The organism is Psychrobacillus antarcticus (genome assembly GCF_029533155.1).
Classification (GTDB): Bacteria; Bacillota; Bacilli; order Bacillales_A; family Planococcaceae; genus Psychrobacillus; species Psychrobacillus antarcticus.
Genome location: NZ_JAIZDB010000017.1, coordinates 172,514 through 192,621 on the forward strand (window position 1 = coordinate 172,514; position 20,108 = coordinate 192,621).

Here is a 20,108-nt window from a genome sequence, read left to right on the forward strand (position 1 = left end):
TTTTGATTAAAAACCAAATATATAAATCATTGATGAGGCAAAAGTTAAAGGAACCTTGTATTAACAGAGAGTCGGTGTGGTGGGAACCGACAATACAACCTTTAGCGACATCCCCTCGGAGTGAAGTGTTGAACGGGAAACCTTCTAGATACTTCCGGGTGTAGTTTAGCTACTCTCGTTATAAATGGATAGTGGGCAATTGCCTGCTGTCTGCGAGGTAGCGGTTGCGCTACGAACTAGGGTGGTACCATGAAAAGAATTTCATCCCTATACAAAAGAACGAAGGTTTCTTTGTGTGGGGTGGAATTCTTTTCTTTTTTATAAATTTAACTTTAGTAATTTAAAGCGAAAGTTAAGTAAAGTTTTTCAAGCAAACTGGACGATTTGATTAAAAAGGAGGAATTAATGATGAAGTTAACCGTTGAGGAAACTGAACAAGTTTATGAAGAGCCGATAACCACGCAGGCTCCTATGCAGTTGAATGGTGCAGATGTTTTTATCGAAACGCTGAAGAAGCATCAGGTTGAAGTAATATTTGGTTATCCAGGTGGTGCGGTTTTACCTATTTATGACGCACTCTACAAAAATCCGATTAAGCATATTCTTGCTAGACATGAGCAAGGAGCTATTCACGCAGCAGAAGGCTATGCGCGTGTTTCTGGGAAGGTTGGCGTAGTAATTGCCACTTCTGGACCAGGTGCAACAAATTTAGTTACCGGCATTGCCGATGCGATGATGGATTCGATTCCACTTGTCGTATTTACAGGGCAGGTGGCTACAACCGTGATTGGTACAGATGCATTCCAAGAGGCGGATATTATCGGTATTACGCAGCCTATTACAAAACATAATTACCAAGTAAAAGATGTAGCAGATTTCCCAAGAATCATTAACGAAGCTTTTCATATTGCTTCTACAGGTCGTCCAGGACCAGTTGTCGTAGATATTCCCAAAAATATGGCTACCGGATTGTTCGTAACGCCTAGTGAAGATGAGCAGGAAGTAAATCTTCCAGGGTATCAGCCAACGACTACACCGAACTTTTTACAAATTCAAAAAGCAGCGCAAGCTATTTCTAATGCAAAGCAGCCGTTGATCCTTGCCGGTGCAGGTGTATTGTTTGCAAGAGCATCTGATGAACTAGCTACATTTGCTGAAAAATATCAAATTCCAATAACGAATACGCTTCTAGGATTAGGTGGTATCGAAGGAAATCATCCACTTTTCCTAGGAATGGCAGGCATGCATGGAACGTATACAGCCAATATGGCAATCCAAACATGCGATTTACTCATAAATGTTGGTGCTAGATTTGATGACCGACTAACAGGTAATTTAAACTTATTTGCACCAAACGCGAAAGTAGTTCATATCGACATTGATCCAGCAGAAATCGGGAAAAATGTTCCAACAGAAATTCCAATCGTAGCGGATGCAAAAGAAGCTTTAGAAGCACTAATTGCACTAGATACACCAAATGGTAACACGGCAGCATGGTTAGAAAGCTTGAATATTTCGATGGAGCAATATCCATTCCATTATCAAGCTAGTGTGGAACGTGGATTGCTACCGCAGCAAGTACTAGAGCTAGTACATCAGTATACAAACGGAGATGCCGTTGTCACTACAGACGTTGGACAGCATCAAATGTGGACAGCGCAGTACTATAAATTTAACCATCCACATAACTGGGTAACATCCGGTGGACTTGGAACGATGGGGTTTGGTTTCCCAGCAGCAATTGGTGCCCAGCTAGCAAAACCTAATGCGAAGGTAGTTGCCATTGTAGGAGATGCAGGCTTCCAAATGACATTACAGGAGTTATCTCTATTACAAGAGTTAAGGATTCCGGTAAAAGTTATTATCTTAAACAACCAAGCACTTGGAATGGTTCGCCAATGGCAAGAGACATTCCACGGAGAAAGATTTTCACAATCCCTTATTCCAGTTCAACCAGATTTCGTGAAACTAGCAGAAGCTTATGACATTAAAGGCTATAAGATCGAAACGTTCGAGGACGCAAAAGTTCAACTAAAAGAGGCATTAGAATCCGATGAACCAGTATTAATCGATTGCCGAGTAGTACAAAAAGAAAGTGTCTATCCAATGGTAGTTCCAGGTACAGGGCTACATGAAATGATTGGAGTGAAGCCAGAATGAAACGAATTATAACAGTGACCGTGATCAATCAAAGTGGAGTTCTCAATCGTGTTACTGGCCTACTCATGAAGCGTCAGTTCAACATAGAAAGCATCACAGTAGGGCATACAGAAAATCCTCAAATATCCAAAATGACATTTGTCGTAAATGTGGAGGATGAACGAAAGCTTGAGCAACTCTTAAAACAGCTACAAAAACAAATAGACGTGCTGAAAGTAAATGATATTACAGAAAAACAAATTGTTGTAAGAGAGCTGGCGCTCGTGAAAGTCGTGTCGCCACCAGCTGTAAGGTCGGAAATAAATAGCATCATCGAACCTTTCCGAGCTTCTATTATTGATACAGGGAAAAATGTTGTCACATTCCAAGTAACAGGTAGCCCAGAAAAAATCGATGCATTTATTGATTTGATTAAACCTTATGGCATTAAAGAGCTTACAAGAACAGGCGTAACTGCATTTGTTCGTGAGACACAAAAAGTAAATACACCACAGTTATCCATTTTAAAATAATATAAAAAAACCCAAATTCGAGGAGGAAATAACAATGGCTAAAATGTATTATAACGGAGATATCAACGAAGGACTTTTACAGGACAAAAAAATCGCAATCATCGGGTACGGATCACAAGGTCACGCTCACGCACAAAACTTAAAGGATTCAGGATTTGACGTAATCGTAGGTATTCGTGCAGGTAAATCATTCGACCAAGCAAAAGCTGACGGATTAGATGTATATTCGGTAAAAGAAGCGGCTGAAAAAGCAGACGTTATCATGATCTTATTGCCAGATGAAAGACAAAAAGCAGTCTATGAAGCGGAAATTCAACCCTCATTAAAAGCTGGTAAAACATTAGTGTTCGCACATGGCTTCAACGTACACTTTGACCAAATCGTTCCTCCAGCAGATGTGGATGTATTCTTAGTAGCACCAAAAGGCCCTGGTCACTTAGTGCGTAGAACATTCGAAGCAGGAGCAGGAGTACCTGGATTATTCGCTGTTTATCAAGACGCAACTGGCGGGGCAAAAGAATTAGCACTTGCTTATGCTAAAGGTATCGGAGCTGCTCGTGCAGGCGTTTTAGAAACAACATTTAAAGAAGAAACAGAAACAGATCTATTCGGAGAGCAAGCAGTACTTTGTGGTAGTACAACTGCTATCGTAAAAGCTGGTTTCGAAACATTAGTAGAAGCAGGTTACCAACCCGAGCTTGCTTATTTTGAAACTTTACACGAATTAAAACTAATCGTTGACCTAATGTACGAAGGAGGAATGGCTACAATGCGTTCTTCTATCTCAGACACTGCAGAGTGGGGAGATTTCGTTTCAGGACCACGTATCATTGACGCATCTGTAAAAGATCGTATGAAAGAAGTATTAACGGACATTCAAGATGGTACATTCGCAAAAGAATGGATTAAAGAAAACGAAACAGGTCGTCCAAAATATAATGCTATTAAACAAGCAGAATCTGAGCACCAAATCGAAGCAGTTGGAACAAAATTACGTGAAATGATGCCTTTCATCAATGAAGGGAAAAAAGTCAAGAAAGAAGTGGTGACTAGTGCGCAAAATTGAAATTTTTGACACAACGTTACGTGATGGCGAACAATCAGCTGGTATTAATCTAAATACGAAAGAAAAGCTAGAAATTGCTCGTCAACTTGAAAAATATGGTGTTTCCGTTATTGAAGCAGGGTTTCCTGCTTCATCCCCCGGGGACTTTGAAGCAGTTAAACTAATTGCAGATACAGTGAAAAATTCAATCGTTACTGGTCTAGCTCGCTCGATCAAAAGTGATATTGAAACTTCATGGGAAGCGCTAAAAGGTGGCGTACAACCGCATTTGCACACATTTATAGCAACATCTCCAATTCATATGCAATATAAGTTAAATAAAACACCAGAGCAAGTAATTGAAATTGCTGTTGAATCTGTGAAGCTAGCCAAAAAATATTTTCCTCTTGTACAATGGTCAGCAGAGGATGCAACTCGCTCAGACAAGGATTTCCTTGTACGCATTATGAATGAAGTGATTAAAGCAGGCGCAACAACGATCAATGTCCCAGATACGGTAGGCTATGCAACTCCTATTGAATACGGTGCTTTATTCAAATACTTAAGTGAGAACGTAACAGGTATCGAAAAAGTGAAATTATCAGCTCATTGTCATGATGACTTAGGAATGGCTGTTGCAAATACATTAGCAGCTATCGAAAATGGAGCGACGCAAGTAGAAGGTACGATCAATGGTATCGGTGAACGAGCGGGTAATGCAGCACTGGAGGAAGTAGCTGTTGCATTACATATTCGCAGTGATTATTACCAAGCAGATTCCGGGATAATATTAAAAGAAACGAAACGTACTAGTCAGCTAGTAAGTCAGTTGACAGGTGTTGTTATTCAGCCAAATAAAGCGGTTGTAGGAAGAAATGCATTTGCACATGAATCTGGTATTCATCAGGATGGCATGCTGAAAAATCCGGAAACATATGAAATTATTACACCTGATTTAATAGGCGATGTGGTAACTGAGCTTGTGCTTGGAAAACATTCTGGCCGCCATGCATTCTTCTCAAGAGCAGCGGAGATGGGCTTCCAATTAAGTGATGAAAAGCTAAATGCTGCATTTGTAGCATTCAAAAAATTAGCAGATCGTAAGAAAGAAATTGCAGAAGAGGACTTATTTGTTTTATTGACTGATCAACAAGTGATGAGTGGAGAAGTGGAAGTGTATGAATTAGAGGAATTAATCGTCCACTATGAAAACAATATTCCAGCATCTACGATTACTGTAAAAGTACCATCTGGTGAAAGTGTAATGGAAACGTGCGCAGGTTCAGGTGCAGTAGAAGCGATTTTCAACACATTGGAAAAAATAGTGAATGGCGAAGTTCGCATTTTAGACTACCGTGTTTCATCTGTATCTAAGGGCCGCGATGCACTTGGTGAGGCAGTTATCAACTTAACCTTCAATGGCAAAACAACATCTGGTCGTAACGCATCTCAGGATGTATTAAAAGCATCTGCAAGAGCATACATCAACGCCATCAATCGTCAATTAGTAAATGTACAAATAAGAGAACAAGCCGTAATAGGGCAATAATTAAGTGATTGTAGTGAAAGGCGGCGACTCCAGCGGGAACAGCACGAGCTGAAAGCCCCGCAGGAACGTAGTGACGAGGAGATTGAAGCCGTGCCCGCGGAAAGCGTTCGCCTGGAACGGAAATCAATAGCATTATTTAATAGAATCAAGAACAAAAAAATGGGAGTGAATGAGATGGAAAAAACGATAACGGTATTACCGGGAGATGGAATCGGTCCAGAAGTAACAGAGGCAGCTGTAAAAGTGCTTCAAGCAATCGCAAAACGTTATAACCATACGTTTAACTTGCAATACGGATTGATTGGTGGAGCAGCGATTGATGCTTGTGAAAACCCTCTTCCAGAAGAAACAATTAACGCATGTAGTCAAAGTGATGCCATCCTTTTAGGCGCAGTAGGTGGGCCGAAATGGGATCAAAATCCATCTCATTTGCGCCCCGAAAAAGGGTTGCTAGCTATTCGTAAGCATTTTGGATTGTTTGCGAATATCCGTCCAGTAAAAGCAATTCCTGCATTACTAGAAGCTTCTCCTCTGAAAAAGAAAATAGCAGAATCAGTGGATTTAGTTATTGTTCGTGAATTGACAGGTGGACTTTATTTTGCAGAGCCACGTAAGTTAACAAATGATTATGCAATGGATACTTTGGTTTACACACGCGTTGAAATTGAACGTATTGTAGATACTGCCTTCCAATTAGCAAGAAGCCGTCGTGGTAAGCTTGCTTCTGTCGATAAAGCGAATGTTTTGGACTCTAGTAAACTATGGCGTCAAATCGTCGAGGAGAAAAAACAAGGCTATCCTGATGTAGAGGTAGAGCATATGCTTGTTGACTCGACTGCGATGAAATTGATCACGAAGCCAGATTCATTTGACGTAATTGTCACTGAAAATATGTTTGGTGATATTTTAAGTGATGAGGCTTCCGTAATTACTGGTTCCTTAGGAATGCTGCCATCTGCAAGTACGCGTGAGGACGGATTCGGCTTATATGAACCAGTCCATGGATCTGCTCCTGATATTGCTGGTAAAAACAAAGCAAATCCAGCAGCAACGATTCTTTCCGTAGCAATGATGCTACGTGAATCCTTCCAAATGGAAACTGAAGCCGCAGCAATTGAAGAAGCGGTATTCAATGTATTGAATGACGGTAATTTCACAAGTGACCTAGAAATAAAAGGGAAACGAGTGCTTTCTACTACAGAATGGACGGCTAAAGTTTTAGAAGAATTAGACTCCGAATTTGTATCAGATAGTATTATGTTTTCTTATGTCTAACCAAAAGGAGAGAAACTAAATGGCAAAAACGATTATTGAGAAAATTTGGGATGAACATATTGTGTACGAGGAAGAAGGTAAACCAGACCTTCTCTATATCGATTTACACTTAATCCATGAGGTGACATCTCCGCAAGCTTTTGAAGGATTACGGCTAAATAATCGTAAGGTTCGTCGGCCAGATCTTTGTTATGCAACGATGGATCATAACGTACCAACTCGAAATAGAGAGCAGATCAAGGACGTTATCGCGCGTAAGCAAATTTCTACATTACAACAAAACTGTGAAGAATTTGGCGTTCCACTTGCCAATATGGACCATCCGGACCAAGGAATTGTTCATATTATCGGACCAGAGCTTGGCTTAACGCAGCCTGGTAAAACAATTGTATGTGGAGACAGTCACACATCTACACATGGTGCATTTGGTGCTATTGCTTTTGGTATCGGAACGAGTGAAGTAGAGCATGTTCTTTCTACACAAACGCTATGGCAGGCAAAACCTAAAACGATGCAAATAAAAGTAAAGGGTGAGCTTGGCTATGGGGTGGCTGCAAAGGATATTATTTTAGCCATTATTTCGAAGTTTGGTATCGATATGGGTACAGGTTACATTGTGGAATATACTGGTGAAGCGATTCGTAAGCTATCCATGGAAGAGCGTATGACGATTTGTAATATGTCGATCGAAGCAGGGGCTCGTGCAGGTTTGATCAGCCCAGACGCAACGACTGTTGAATTCCTTCGAGGTCGTGAGCATGTACCTTCAGGGGAAGCTTTTGAAAAAGAAGCCGCACGTTGGTTAGCTTTAGCAACTGACGAGGGTGCGCTTTACGATAAAACGGTAGAAATTTCTACAGATGAAATCGAACCATTTGTTACATGGGGTACAAATCCTTCTATGGGTTCTGGTGTATCGCAAAGCGTGCCGTTTACTTACGATTTCGCAGAAACAAGCGATAAGCAAGCACATGAAAAAGCACTTGCTTATATGGGTCTAGAACAGGGAATGCCGTTAGAGGATATCGCCATCTCCAATGTATTTATTGGTTCTTGTACAAATGCGCGTTTGAGTGATCTTCGTACAGCAGCAACTGTTATTGCCGGTCGTAAAGTACATCCTAATGTAACAGCGATTGTCGTTCCAGGATCTCAAACGGTTAAAAAACAAGCAGAGCAAGAAGGCATCGACAAAGTATTCCTAGAAGCAGGATTTGAATGGCGCGAATCAGGTTGCAGTATGTGCCTAGCGATGAATGATGACATCGTTCCAGCAGGCGAGCACTGTGCATCGACCTCCAACCGAAACTTTGAAGGTCGTCAAGGTGCTGGTTCCAGAACGCATCTGATGAGCCCAGCAATGGCAGCAGCTGCCGCAATCGAGGGTCACATTGTAGACATTCGCAAGTTTGGATTAGTAAATGCTTAAGGAGGAGGAAAACCAATGGAGCCAATTAATGAAATAAATAGTGTCATCACACCTTTAAATCAAAAGAATGTCGACACAGACCAAATAATCTCAAAAGAATTTCTAAAACGTATCGAACGCACTGGATTCGGTAAATACCTATTTTATCACTGGCGTTTCGACGCAAATGATGAACCGATTAAAGACTTCGTATTAAACGATGAACGCTATAAGGATTCTACTATCTTAGTAGCTCATGACAATTTTGGCTGTGGCTCCTCCCGTGAGCATGCACCTTGGTCCATTTTGGATTATGGCTTCCGAGTAGTTATTGCACCAAGCTTTGCGGATATCTTCTATAGTAACTGCATGAAAAATGGGATTTTACCGATTAAGCTATCAGTAGACGAAGTCGAATCATTGCTAAGCAAAGATGTATATGACGTAGCAGTTAATCTAGAAGCACAAACGGTAACAGGTGTGGACGGTGTTGTGTATTCATTTGACATTGATCCTTACCAAAAGAATATGCTTCTAAATGGATGGGACGAAATTTCATTAACCTTCCAATACGAGGATAAAATAAAAGCTTATGAAGATAAAGTAGCTCAAGCATAAACAAATTTGAGCTCAAAAAAAAGCTAACTAGGAGATGGTTTTGTTGGGAATTCATACGACACTGTAGGTTTATATCGTGCATCTGAAAAAGTAGCGGAGTTCGTGCATCGCACACCGTGTAAAAAATCAGCCACATTCAATAAAATTACCGAGAAAAATGTGTTTTTGAAATTAGAAAATCTACAAAAAACTGGGTCGTTTAAAATTAGAGGCGCTATGAATAAAGTATCGCAACTGAGCGAGGCAGAATGTGCTAAAGGATTAATCGCTGCTTCTGCAGGGAATCACGCACAAGGTGTCGCTTTTGCAGGAAAAGCACGAAATGTGCCAGTCACAATTTTCATGCCACTTGGAACACCCGTTTCGAAAGTAAATGCTACGAAAGGGTATGGCGCAACTGTCAAATTAATCGGACAAAATTTTGATGAAGCATATATTGCTGCTCGTGAGGAACAACTTCGAACAGGAGCAACATTCATCCATCCTTTTGACGATATGACGATTATCGAGGGGCAAGCAACTGTCGCGATGGAAATGCTTCAGCAACGTCCAGAGCTAGACACGATCGTAGTGCCAGCAGGCGGAGGAGGTTTACTCGCAGGAACGCTCCTGGCAGTCAAATCTATCCGTCCTGATATCCGCGTGATCGGCGTCCAATCTAGCAACGCCTCGGCAATTGCCTTTGCGTATAAAGGAAAAGGAGACGGTCTGCTGCCATTTCAAGGCAAAACAATTGCGGAAGGCATCAACGTGAAAACACCAGGCAACTTAACGATGAAAATTATTCAAGCACTCGTGGACGATGTAATCACCGTCAGCGAACAAGAAATAGCCTCTGCTATTCTCTTCACGCTCGAACGCGAAAAAACGCTTATCGAAGGTGCAGCTGCCGCAGCTGTAGCGGCAGTATTGAATCACCGCATTCCAGGTTCCTCCCAAAATATCGGCATCATCGTAAGCGGAGGCAACTTCGATGTAAGTAAACTAGTCGAATGCCAACAACTATGTACAGATATGCCATTAGCTAAATAAAGACTCTAGAACACCACTATCTGATTGCGGACAGTGGTGTTTTGGTGTTGTTAAGAGGGAATAGGATATTGAAGTTGCGAGTACCGGTGGAATTGTTGCGCATACAGCATGCTAAGTTGCGCAAAACAGAAACGTTGCGCATCCGGCATGCTAAGTTGCGCAAAACAAAAACGTTGCGCAAACGAGCTCCAAAGTTGCGCGAACAGGCCGAGAAGTTGCGAGTACCGGTGGAATTGTTGCACATACGGCATGCTAAGTTGCGCAAACCAAAAACGTAGCGCAAACGAGCGCCAATGTTGCGCGAACAGAACGAGAAGTTGCGAGTACCGGTGGAATTGTTGCGCATCCGGCATGCTAAGTTGCGCAAACCAAAAACGTTGCGCATAACGAAAACATCTCCATTAACTAAAATGCTAGGCAATAAAATTCTCCTGATTATCCAAATTCATATAGGGCATAACTAAAATACACAACGGCAAAACAAAAATCAGTCCGTACTAGACCGAACTTGCGATTTGCACGTCCTATATTGCGATTCTATCCTTTGAACTTGCTATTTGATACGCGGAACTTGCGATTCTCATCGACTAACTTGCGATTCTGCCACATGACCTTGCGATTCACACTACTCCAACTTTATTCCAAACTCATCGCTTGACTTCCGTCGGTAACTAAAATATAATTACTTACGAAAAGTAACCTATATATCTAACTGGAGGAATTAACATGAACTACCATAATAAACCAATTACATTTGTAGAACTAGTAGAGTTAAAAGTAGTTGATCTTCAACGTTCCCTTGAGTTTTATGAGAACATTATAGGCTTTAGAGTACTGGAACAGCAAGCGGACAAAATTTATCTAACTGCCGATGGAAAAACAGCATTACTTTCTATTGAACAACCAGCAGAAATTATGCCGACACAACAAAAAACAGCAGGATTATACCACTACGCATTATTATTACCGACACGTGCTGATTTAGGCGCTATTTTAAGACATTTCGCTGAGCTTAACATTCGTGTTGGAGCAGGAGATCATTTAGTTAGTGAAGCATTATACTTAAATGATCCAGACGGAAATGGAATCGAAATTTATAGTGACCGTCCAGATACTGAGTGGAAATGGGAAAATGAATTTGTTGAAATGGCTACACTTCAAATAGATGCACAAAGTATTCTTGCTGAAGGTTCAAGCACCCCATGGAACGGACTACCAGCAGGGACTGTAATGGGACATATTCATTTACATGTTTCGGAACTAGAGGCAACGAAAACATTTTATATCGCATTAGGTTTTGATGTTATGACGCCTAATTACCCTGGCGCATTATTTATGGGAGCGGGTAAATACCATCACCATATTGGTTTAAATACATGGGCTGGAGTGGGAGCACCTCCTACACCAGAAAACGTAGTTGGGCTAAAAGCATTCTCTGTAGTTTATCCAACAAACGAAGAGCTACAAGCTAAAATTACTAAATTAAAAGCATTAGGAACAGAAGTTCTAGAAGAAAACGGTATTTTTAGTGTTAAAGATCCTTCACAAAATACAATTAAATTAACTATAAAGTAAACCAATGACTCCGAGCATATCGGAGTCATTTTTTTGTCTTCTCCCTTTTTTTCGAATCCTTCCGCTAGCTCCTTTTTTCTCAACAACTATTTGGTCTAACTCTGTGACACAATCTGTTCGAATTCGACCTTCCCCTGCAGTATTGATTATTTTGTCACTCTCTACACATTCCTGACCGACACTTTTCGACAAACTAATATAATCGGCAAGATTCGACTTTAAAGGAACCTTTTTGTGCAGATAATGAGGAAACGTGGTCGATTGTTAGAGGTCACTTTTAACTTGCATCGAATTGTCAGATTTGTCTTTGTAAAATTCATGTAAAGTTTCAGAAAACACACTCATTTCTTTCGAGGATTATGCTATATTTCATTGTGGGAGGTCGGAATACCTATGATAAAATGGTCTACTATTCCACTGCGAATGAAGTATTTAATAGCGATTTTTAGTTCCTTTATCTTATTCGGTGCAATGGCTGTTTTATTAGTCATTCAAGTAATTCACAATCAAGAAATAGCGGATGATATGGAAGTTTCATCACAAAATGTCGAAAGTGCAGATATTATGCGTTCGGAGGTAGCGAATTTATACATTGCTATTTCTCATTTCGCAGGAGACCCTTTAGATGAATTCGACAAAGAGTACGAATTGTCAAAAGAGAGTCTAGCAAGTCTACTAACTGAGGCTAGCAAGCAAATGCCCTCTGTAGATTGGGAAACTTTCTCAGTAACTATACAATCCATACAAACTACATATGAGAATAATTTAAAGAAATCAGTGATCAATAAAGAAAATGTCCCAAAACGAAGACAGCTTCAAACAATCTATGAAAAATATGATAGCCTAACGCTTATATTAGAAGAAACTAGACAACTTGAATCTGACAAAAGAATTCTTTTAATAGAGGAAATGTCCGCGAGCCAGAAAAATACAATAGTTATTGTAGTCGGCGCATCTCTAATAGCGGGCTTACTATCACTTGCTTTAGTGTTATTAACAAATCGACAAGTTAAAAACCAACTTGCCCAAGTAGTGTTATTTGCAAAAGATATATCACAAGGAAATTTAAATAGTGAGCCGTTAAAAATTTTAACTAACGATGAAATTGGAGAAGTATCCCGTGCGATGAATGAGATGCGTGGCAACCTGATAGGTATCGTAAAAACGATTAAACTAACTGCGGAGAAATTAAGTGGAAATAGCATAGAGCTAAAAGAATATTCCAGCAAAACCGTAGATAGCACAAATACCGTGAAACTTGCTATTCAAGAAACTAGTGGAAGCATGCTGGAGCAAAAAGAAGCATCGATCAGTATTCGTTCCTTTTTAGAGGAATTCTCTCGTACTTTTGGTGAGGTAACAGAAAAGGTAATAGAACTGAATGAGTATTCCACTATTGCAGTACAAATGGCTGATGAAAGTGCATTGGCATTGAAAAATGCTGCGGGGGAATCGGCAAAATTACGCTCGTTATTTAAAGAAGCGGACCGAGAAAGAAAATTACTCCAAGACCGAACAGAGGAAATTGCACGCATGACAACAATCGTTCAAACCATCTCCAAGCAAACAAACTTATTGGCACTGAATGCTGGAATAGAGGCTGCCCGATCTGGGGAACATGGCAAAGGATTCGCAGTGGTAGCAGAAGAAGTGAAGAAGCTTGCGGATGAAGTATCTGGAACTGCTCATACAATTCATCAGATTTCTAACTCTATTACTCAACAAGGGACTCAGATGGCGAATGTTTTTGCTGAAGGACTATCAACATCCAAAAACAATGCTCAAACGTTTGAAATGCTGCATCATAAAATGGATAAAATAGTTTCGTATATAAGAGATTCTAAAAATCAAAACGATCATATGAAAGATTCTATGCTAACAATCGAAGAAGAAAAGAACACTTCTGAGAGACTCATTTTTGCATTAATAGAATCAATTGAATCTAACACAGCGCAAATGGAACATACAGAAGACATGCTTCTATCTAATGTTCAAACAATCGAGAAGCTGTCCAAATTGATAAATAATGTAAGTGAACAGGCGATTATTTTGGAGAAATCAAGCATTAGATTTGTCATATAAAATAGTCCTAACGAGTATTTTTTCTATACTTGTTAGTCTTTTTTATGTTTAAACCCTTGAGAATACTGAGTTTCGTTTGTAATATAATTGTTACATAACTGTAAAATTAAATAGGTTTAAAGAATGGTAAGATGAGTTTAGAGAAATTATCAGAAAATTTTTGACCTTGGGGGAACACGATGAATTTAAAATCTATGTCGCAAAAAGTCATGGCTGTAATCCTATTATCTATACTATTAGTAACGACTTCATTCGCCGCAAATACCGAAGCAAGTTCTTCTGTAAATTCAACGGAATTAGTTGCCACAGCCAAAGATTTGATTGGAATTAAATATCGTGGTGGTGGGACAACGAAGGCTGGGTTTGATTGTTCAGGATTTGTAAGTTATGTATACAATGATTTAGGAGTTAGCCTTCCAAGAACATCTTCTGGAATGCACGCTTCAGGATCTAAAGTTGATAAAAGTGATTTAGTTTCTGGAGATTTAGTATTTTTCAATACATCAGGAAAAGGCGTTTCTCATGTTGGTATATTTATAGGGGATGGCAAATTTATTCATTCATCTTCTTCCAAAGGTGTAAAAATCGATAAATTAAGTGATCCTTATTATTGGGGAGACCGCTATGTAGGCGCTAAACGAATTGCGGATGTAACAGTAGCATTAAACAAATAAAACATATAAGTATCTGTTCTATCGTATAGTTTACGATAGAACATTTTTTATATTCAAGAAATTTATAAGAATTCTCAAATCGTTTGATAATTCTTGGTTAATTCGGCATAATGGAAAAAAAGGTAACAGTTACACTAACGAAAGGGGGAAACGATTTGAAGTACAATCGTAATGAGTATTTTCGTTATTCATTCGGAGAACCTTGTGATGCAACATTTCGACTGATCAAACAACATCAAGGCGATGCTGAAGTGGAATTATCAAAAAAAGGGGCATGTAAAATTATAGACATTAGCCCAAATGGCATTAAGATGTTCAGTGAATTATTTATATCCATCGATCAATTACATCACGTAGAATTGAATTTCACATTAGATACAAATCCAATTTCTATGGTTGGGGAATTTGTATGGTCCCGCCGAAATGCATACGGACATGAATATGGCGTTAAGTTAGTTGGGGACGGTGAGAGTGAAAAAATGATAATTGGAGAGCTGAAAAATCGTAGACGCAAAGAAATGGAGCTAAATAAGTAAATATTATTACAAGTTTCGACAAAAAATAAATAAAATCTTTAAAATAAGAAGGATATTTTAAAGGTTGTGTTGAAGTATATATATAGAGTCAAATTAAAGGAGGAGTTTACATGTTAAACTTTAACATTCGTGGAGAAAATATTGAGGTAACTCCTGCAATACGTGAATACGTTGAGGGCAAGATTGAGAAAGTAGACCGTTACTTCAACGAAGAAATTCAAGCCACTGCAAACGTGAACTTAAAAGTGTATAACGATAAACACACTAAAGTGGAAGTAACAATTCCTATGAAAAATTTAACACTTAGAGCAGAAGAACGTAATGCTGATATGTATGCTGCAGTCGATTTAATCGTTGATAAACTAGAGCGTCAAATTAGAAAGTATAAAACAAAAGTTAATCGTAAGTTCCGTGAGCGTGAAGGTGTTGCGTCATTTTTTGCAACAATCGATCCACCAGGAGCTGTTACTGAACAATCAGAAGAAGATGAATATAATATCGTTCGTACAAAACAATTTGACCTAAAACCGATGGATCAAGAAGAAGCAGTGTTACAAATGAACATGCTTGGTCATAATTTCTTCATCTTCACAGATGCTGAATCTAATGGCACTCATATTGTTTACAAACGTAAGGACGGAAAATACGGCTTAATCGAAACAAACTAAACAACTAAATGCAAATATCCAACTCTCCTCATAATTATGAGGAGAGTTTTTTCTTAAAAGATAAGAAAGCATAAAAATAAAGCTTGAACATTGAGTTAATGGAACTTAGAAGAATGAATAATACTATTGATTTTCACTTCAGGCGGACGCTTTCCGCGGGCTTGGCTTCAGCCTCCCCAAGCCAACAGGATGTTGGTCACGAAGGCTCAACTAGGAAATATTGCATAGACTCTCGCTTATATTAGAAGTGTAGTCCGAGTTAATGCAGGGATAAAACCGTCTGTTGAATTTGGGAATGAAATTGTGTAATGAAGGATGAAGATAGTAGTTTTCCTTTTTTACTAGTGGTTAAGTGTCTGCCAAATAAAGAAGCGAAATAGCGAACGAAATTGCATCTTCAGGCCCGCACGATGCGGGTCAGGCAGTCGTTGCGAAATGTTTTTTTATTTTGCGACGAGCTTTGCGCAGGAGCACCAAGATGTCGCGCACTTAGACTGTCAACACTACTATAAATAGGATAATATCTTTTCTCTAGTTATCAAAAAATGCACTAACCTATTTCTAGTAGTTGCAGAAGGGTGGCGGACAGATAAATGTCATAAGATTACAGGAAAAAAGTGATATTGGTTTTGACGGATGTCACAACCAATATCACAAAAAATTCACTCGGTAATCATATAGCAAAACGTCTGTCCAAAGCCATTCGAAAACGATAGAAACAGGTTTTGACCTTTACGGACCGAGAGTTTTTTTGCCCTGCTTTTCAAATTAATCAGTGTGCCTTATTTGCGTGCCTTTCGAACGAATGGTAAAATGTAGAGTAAGACTAAATGGGAAGTGAAAATAGATGCTTGGTGTATTAAACAAAGTGTTCGATTTGAATAAACGTGATCTAAAAAGATTAGAAAAAGTAGCGGACAAAGTAGAAGCATTAGAAAGTAAAATGGAAGCATTAACTGATGATGAACTACGCTCGAAAACAGATGAATTTCGTGACCGTTATACAAAAGGAGAAAGCTTAGAAAGTTTATTGCCAGAGACATTTGCAGTAGCACGTGAAGGATCTAAACGTGTTCTTGGAATGTTCCCGTTCCGTGTTCAAATTATGGGGGCAGCTGCTCTTCACGAAGGTAATATTGCAGAGATGAAAACAGGAGAAGGTAAAACGCTAACCTCTACCATGTCTATCTATTTGAATGCAATTACTGGACTCGGTGCACATGTTGTGACAGTTAATGAGTACTTATCAAGCCGTGATGCTGCTGAGATGGGACAATTATATAATTTCCTTGGACTAAGTGTTGGATTGAACTTAAATTCAATGTCTAAAGAAGAAAAGCGGGAAGCTTATGCGTCGGATGTTACGTATTCCACGAACAATGAGCTTGGGTTTGATTATTTACGAGATAATATGGTCTTGTACAAGGAAGATAAAGTTCAACGTCCACTTCACTATGCAGTAATCGATGAAGTTGACTCCATCTTAATAGATGAAGCTAGAACGCCATTAATCATTTCCGGACAAGCAAACAAAGCAGCACTTCTTTATAAACAAGCAAATGCATTTGTGCGTACTTTAACAAAAGAACTAGATTATTCTTATGAGGAATCGACAAAAGGTGTAACGCTAACGGATAATGGTGTTGAAAAAGTTGAAAAAGCTTTCAATATAGATAATTTATTTGATTTGACTCATGTTCGTTTAAATCATGCAGTCAACCAATCATTGAAAGCACATGCTTCTATGCACCTAGATGTTGACTATGTCGTTCAAGAGGGCGACGTTGTTATTGTCGATTCGTTCACTGGTCGTCTAATGAAAGGCCGCCGGTATAGTGATGGTCTTCATCAAGCAATTGAAGCAAAAGAAGGATTAGAAGTCCAAAATGAATCGATGACGATGGCGACAATTACGTTCCAAAACTTTTTCCGTATGTACGATAAGCTGTCCGGTATGACTGGAACAGCAAAAACGGAAGAGGAAGAATTCCGTAATATATACAATATGAATGTTATTGCGATTCCAACAAACCGCTCCATTGTAAGGGATGACCGTGCAGATTTAATCTATGCTTCAATGAATGGTAAATACGAAGCAGCAGCTGCTGATATTGCTGAACGCAATAAAAATGGTCAACCTGTTCTAATTGGTACTGTAGCTATTGAAACATCTGAAATTATTTCTAAATTGTTAACTAAACATGGTATTAAGCATAATGTATTAAATGCCAAAAACCATGAACATGAGGCAGAAATTATTGCGACTGCTGGAAACATAGGATCTGTCACTATCGCAACGAATATGGCTGGTCGTGGGACAGATATTAAATTAGGTGACGGTGTCGTTGATGTCGGTGGTTTAGCAGTTATTGGTACAGAGCGCCATGAATCACGTCGTATAGATAACCAATTACGTGGTCGTTCGGGTCGTCAAGGAGATCCTGGGGTTACACAATTCTATCTATCGATGGAAGATGAATTAATGCGAAGGTTCGGCTCTGATAATATGCGTGCGATGATGTCGAAACTTGGTATGGATGACTCGCAACCTATTCAATCCAAGATGGTATCCCGTGCAGTAGAATCAGCGCAAAAACGTGTCGAAGGGAATAACTTCGATTCACGTAAGCGTTTATTACAATATGATGATGTTCTACGCCAACAACGTGAAATCATTTATAAAGAACGTAACGAAGTATTAGAAACAGAGAATATGCGTGCACTTGTAGAGTCCATGTTATTCGGCGCAATAGAACGTTTAGTTTCTTCCCATACAAGCTCTGAGAATAAGGCTGAGTGGATTTTGAAAGGTATTGAAGACTACGTTCAAGCGAATTTATTGCCTGAAGGGGTAATAAAACAATCGGATCTAGAAATTTTAACTCCTGAAGAAATGATCGAAAAAATGAAAGAAGAAGTAATTAACTTCTACAATGCGAAGGAAGAAGAAATGACTGCTGAACGTATGCGTGAATTCGAAAAAGTAGTATTACTTCGTTCTATTGACTCCAAATGGATCGATCATATCGATGCAATGGATCAACTTCGCCAAGGAATCCATTTGCGTGCTTACGGGCAAACCGATCCACTTCGCGAATACCAAAGTGAAGGATTTGCCATGTTCGAAGCAATGGTTGATGCTATCCAGGAAGACGTTGCGAAATATGCGATGAAAGCAGAAATTCGCAATAACCTAGAACGCGAAGAAGTAGCAAAAGGGCAAGCTGTAAATCCAAAAGAAGAAGGCGGCCCAGTAAAGAAAAAACCAGTGCGCAAAGAAGTTTCCGTCGGACGTAACGACCCATGTCCATGCGGCAGCGGCGAAAAATTCAAAAACTGCCACGGTGTAGTAAGTTAACAAATAGAGTACAGGCGCAGAACGAGAGAGACAAAAGAAAGTCGGAGGAATACAAATGATCGAAATAGCAACCGTACGTAATGAATTAGATAGAACTTCAGGAAAGTTAAAAGACTTTAGGGGGTCTCTTTGACTTAGAAAACAAAGAGATTCGTATTCAAGAGTTAGAAGAGCTAATGACATTTCCAGATTTTTGGAATGATGCACAAGGAGCTCAAAAAGTTATAAATGAAACCAATGCACTAAAAGCAATCGTAGAAGAGTATCGTGGTCTTGAATCTTCACAAGAAGATTTAGAAATGACTTTGGAATTGATCAAAGAAATGCCAGATGAAGAATTACAAGAAGACCTTGGTAATGAGTTAAAGGTGTTTACCAACAAGCTTAGTGATTTTGAATTGCAAATGCTATTGAGTGAAGAATACGATAAGCATAATGCCATTTTAGAATTGCACCCAGGTGCTGGTGGTACGGAGTCTCAAGACTGGGGTTCTATCTTGTTAAGAATGTACCAACGTTGGGCAGATAAACGTGGCTTTAAAGTAGAAACGATTGATTATTTACCTGGAGATGAAGCTGGTATTAAATCGGTAACCTTACTCATCAAAGGTCATAATGCATATGGCTATTTAAAAGCCGAAAAAGGTGTCCATCGTCTTGTTCGTATTTCTCCTTTTGACTCATCTGGACGCCGACATACTTCCTTTGTTTCTTGTGAAGTAATGCCAGAGTTTAACGATGAAATTGAAATAGATATTCGGACAGAGGATTTGAAAGTTGATACGTATCGTGCAACCGGTGCTGGTGGACAACATATTAATACAACTGACTCAGCTGTCCGTATTACACATTTACCTACAAATACGGTTGTTACTTGTCAATCGGAGCGTTCACAGATTAAAAACCGTGAACACGCGATGAAATTATTAAAATCTAAACTTTATCAGCTTAAAATTGAAGAACAAGAAGCACAATTATTGGAAATTCGTGGTGAACAAAAAGAAATTGGATGGGGAAGTCAAATACGATCATATGTATTCCATCCATATTCCATGGTAAAAGATCATCGTACAAATGAAGAAAGTGGTAATGTTCATGCAGTTGTAGATGGTGAAATCGATCCATTTATTCACGCTTATCTACGATCGAAAATAAATTAATAGACCTTTTGTAAACCAATGTTATAATTTTATAACATTGGTTTTTTAATTTTTCAGAATATTATAGATAGGGGAAAATGAAAATGAAAATGAATATGAATGAGTTAAAGAACGAAGATTTAAAGAGAAAAAACTTCATATTATTTTTAGCTTACGCATTAGCAGCAGGACTTGGATTACTAGTACAAATTATTATTCAACAGGCAACGGTAGTCATTATTTCAATTGGAATACCTTTTGTAATCTCGATTATTTTGTATTTCATCGCCAGAAAATCCATACAAACGGCACGTATATTTCCTTATTTTGTCGTACTCGCAGGAGCGATAACAGCGATAAGTATGAGTTACTTCAATGAAGTAAGTATTGCTACAATCGTTTTAGCACTTTTCCTCCTAATTTTAAGTAGCTTACATTCTAAACAAAGTATTTTTGTATACGGTTACATTTAATGTG

Annotated in this window: 16 protein-coding genes; all 16 read left to right on the forward strand. The window is 39.1% G+C overall.

From position 1 onward, the window contains the following. The first annotated feature begins 408 nt into the window (after positions 1–408). The 16 genes from ilvB (at position 409) to LDK52_RS11140 (ending at position 20,104) form a co-directional block, all read left to right on the forward strand. Positions 409–2,160: an acetolactate synthase large subunit gene (gene ilvB / locus LDK52_RS11065; RefSeq protein ID WP_407081812.1), complete on the forward strand. Its 1,752-nt coding sequence runs from the start codon at positions 409–411 to the stop codon at positions 2,158–2,160. Then, complete coding sequence (gene ilvN, locus LDK52_RS11070) at positions 2,157–2,672, forward strand: acetolactate synthase small subunit (protein WP_277586027.1); 516 nt, start codon at positions 2,157–2,159, stop codon at positions 2,670–2,672. Before ilvB ends, ilvN begins: the two co-directional genes overlap by 4 nt. Positions 2,673–2,706: 34 nt before the next feature. Continuing rightward, complete coding sequence (ilvC, locus tag LDK52_RS11075; protein ID WP_277586028.1) at positions 2,707–3,738, forward strand: ketol-acid reductoisomerase; 1,032 nt, start codon at positions 2,707–2,709, stop codon at positions 3,736–3,738. Next, positions 3,725–5,266: a 2-isopropylmalate synthase gene (locus LDK52_RS11080; protein WP_277586029.1), complete on the forward strand. Its 1,542-nt coding sequence runs from the start codon at positions 3,725–3,727 to the stop codon at positions 5,264–5,266. The genes ilvC and LDK52_RS11080 overlap by 14 nt, the downstream gene beginning before the upstream one ends. 174 nt (positions 5,267–5,440) lie before the next feature. Beyond that, positions 5,441–6,541: a 3-isopropylmalate dehydrogenase gene (gene leuB, locus LDK52_RS11085; protein ID WP_277586030.1), complete on the forward strand. Its 1,101-nt coding sequence runs from the start codon at positions 5,441–5,443 to the stop codon at positions 6,539–6,541. A gap of 19 nt (positions 6,542–6,560) precedes the next feature. Continuing rightward, positions 6,561–7,970 carry a 3-isopropylmalate dehydratase large subunit gene (leuC, locus tag LDK52_RS11090; RefSeq protein ID WP_277586031.1) on the forward strand — a complete coding sequence of 470 codons (1,410 nt, stop codon included), beginning with the start codon at positions 6,561–6,563 and terminating at the stop codon, positions 7,968–7,970. 15 nt (positions 7,971–7,985) lie between these two features. Beyond that, the gene (gene leuD / locus LDK52_RS11095; protein WP_277586032.1) at positions 7,986–8,567 is read left to right on the forward strand and encodes a 3-isopropylmalate dehydratase small subunit; all 582 of its coding nucleotides are present in this window, start codon (positions 7,986–7,988) and stop codon (positions 8,565–8,567) included. Between the two features lie 102 nt (positions 8,568–8,669). Continuing rightward, the gene (locus LDK52_RS11100) at positions 8,670–9,599 is read left to right on the forward strand and encodes a threonine/serine dehydratase family protein (protein WP_277586033.1); all 930 of its coding nucleotides are present in this window, start codon (positions 8,670–8,672) and stop codon (positions 9,597–9,599) included. A 726-nt stretch (positions 9,600–10,325) separates the two neighbouring features. Then, a complete protein-coding gene (locus LDK52_RS11105; RefSeq protein WP_277586034.1) occupies positions 10,326–11,174 on the forward strand; it encodes a VOC family protein in 849 nt (282 codons plus the stop codon). Positions 11,175–11,567: 393 nt separating this feature from the next. Next, complete coding sequence (locus tag LDK52_RS11110; RefSeq protein WP_277586035.1) at positions 11,568–13,256, forward strand: methyl-accepting chemotaxis protein; 1,689 nt, start codon at positions 11,568–11,570, stop codon at positions 13,254–13,256. A gap of 179 nt (positions 13,257–13,435) precedes the next feature. Then, on the forward strand, positions 13,436–13,930 hold the full coding sequence (locus LDK52_RS11115; protein ID WP_277586036.1) for a C40 family peptidase: 495 nt from the start codon (positions 13,436–13,438) through the stop codon (positions 13,928–13,930). Between the two features lie 155 nt (positions 13,931–14,085). After that, positions 14,086–14,466 carry a PilZ domain-containing protein gene (locus LDK52_RS11120; RefSeq protein ID WP_277586037.1) on the forward strand — a complete coding sequence of 127 codons (381 nt, stop codon included), beginning with the start codon at positions 14,086–14,088 and terminating at the stop codon, positions 14,464–14,466. A gap of 110 nt (positions 14,467–14,576) precedes the next feature. Further along, positions 14,577–15,134, forward strand: a complete 558-nt coding sequence (gene hpf, locus LDK52_RS11125) for a ribosome hibernation-promoting factor, HPF/YfiA family (RefSeq protein WP_277586038.1) — start codon at positions 14,577–14,579, stop codon at positions 15,132–15,134. Between the two features lie 847 nt (positions 15,135–15,981). Further along, positions 15,982–18,492 carry a preprotein translocase subunit SecA gene (gene secA / locus LDK52_RS11130; RefSeq protein WP_277586039.1) on the forward strand — a complete coding sequence of 837 codons (2,511 nt, stop codon included), beginning with the start codon at positions 15,982–15,984 and terminating at the stop codon, positions 18,490–18,492. A gap of 55 nt (positions 18,493–18,547) precedes the next feature. Then, positions 18,548–19,652 (forward strand): peptide chain release factor 2 gene (prfB, locus tag LDK52_RS11135; RefSeq protein WP_407081813.1). Its coding sequence is split into 2 segments (ribosomal slippage): positions 18,548–18,622 and positions 18,624–19,652, totalling 1,104 coding nucleotides; the frame shifts between segments, so codons are not numbered across the junction. A gap of 83 nt (positions 19,653–19,735) precedes the next feature. Continuing rightward, positions 19,736–20,104, forward strand: coding sequence for a hypothetical protein (locus LDK52_RS11140; protein WP_277586040.1), 369 nt, complete (start codon positions 19,736–19,738; stop codon positions 20,102–20,104). Positions 20,105–20,108: the final 4 nt, after the last annotated feature.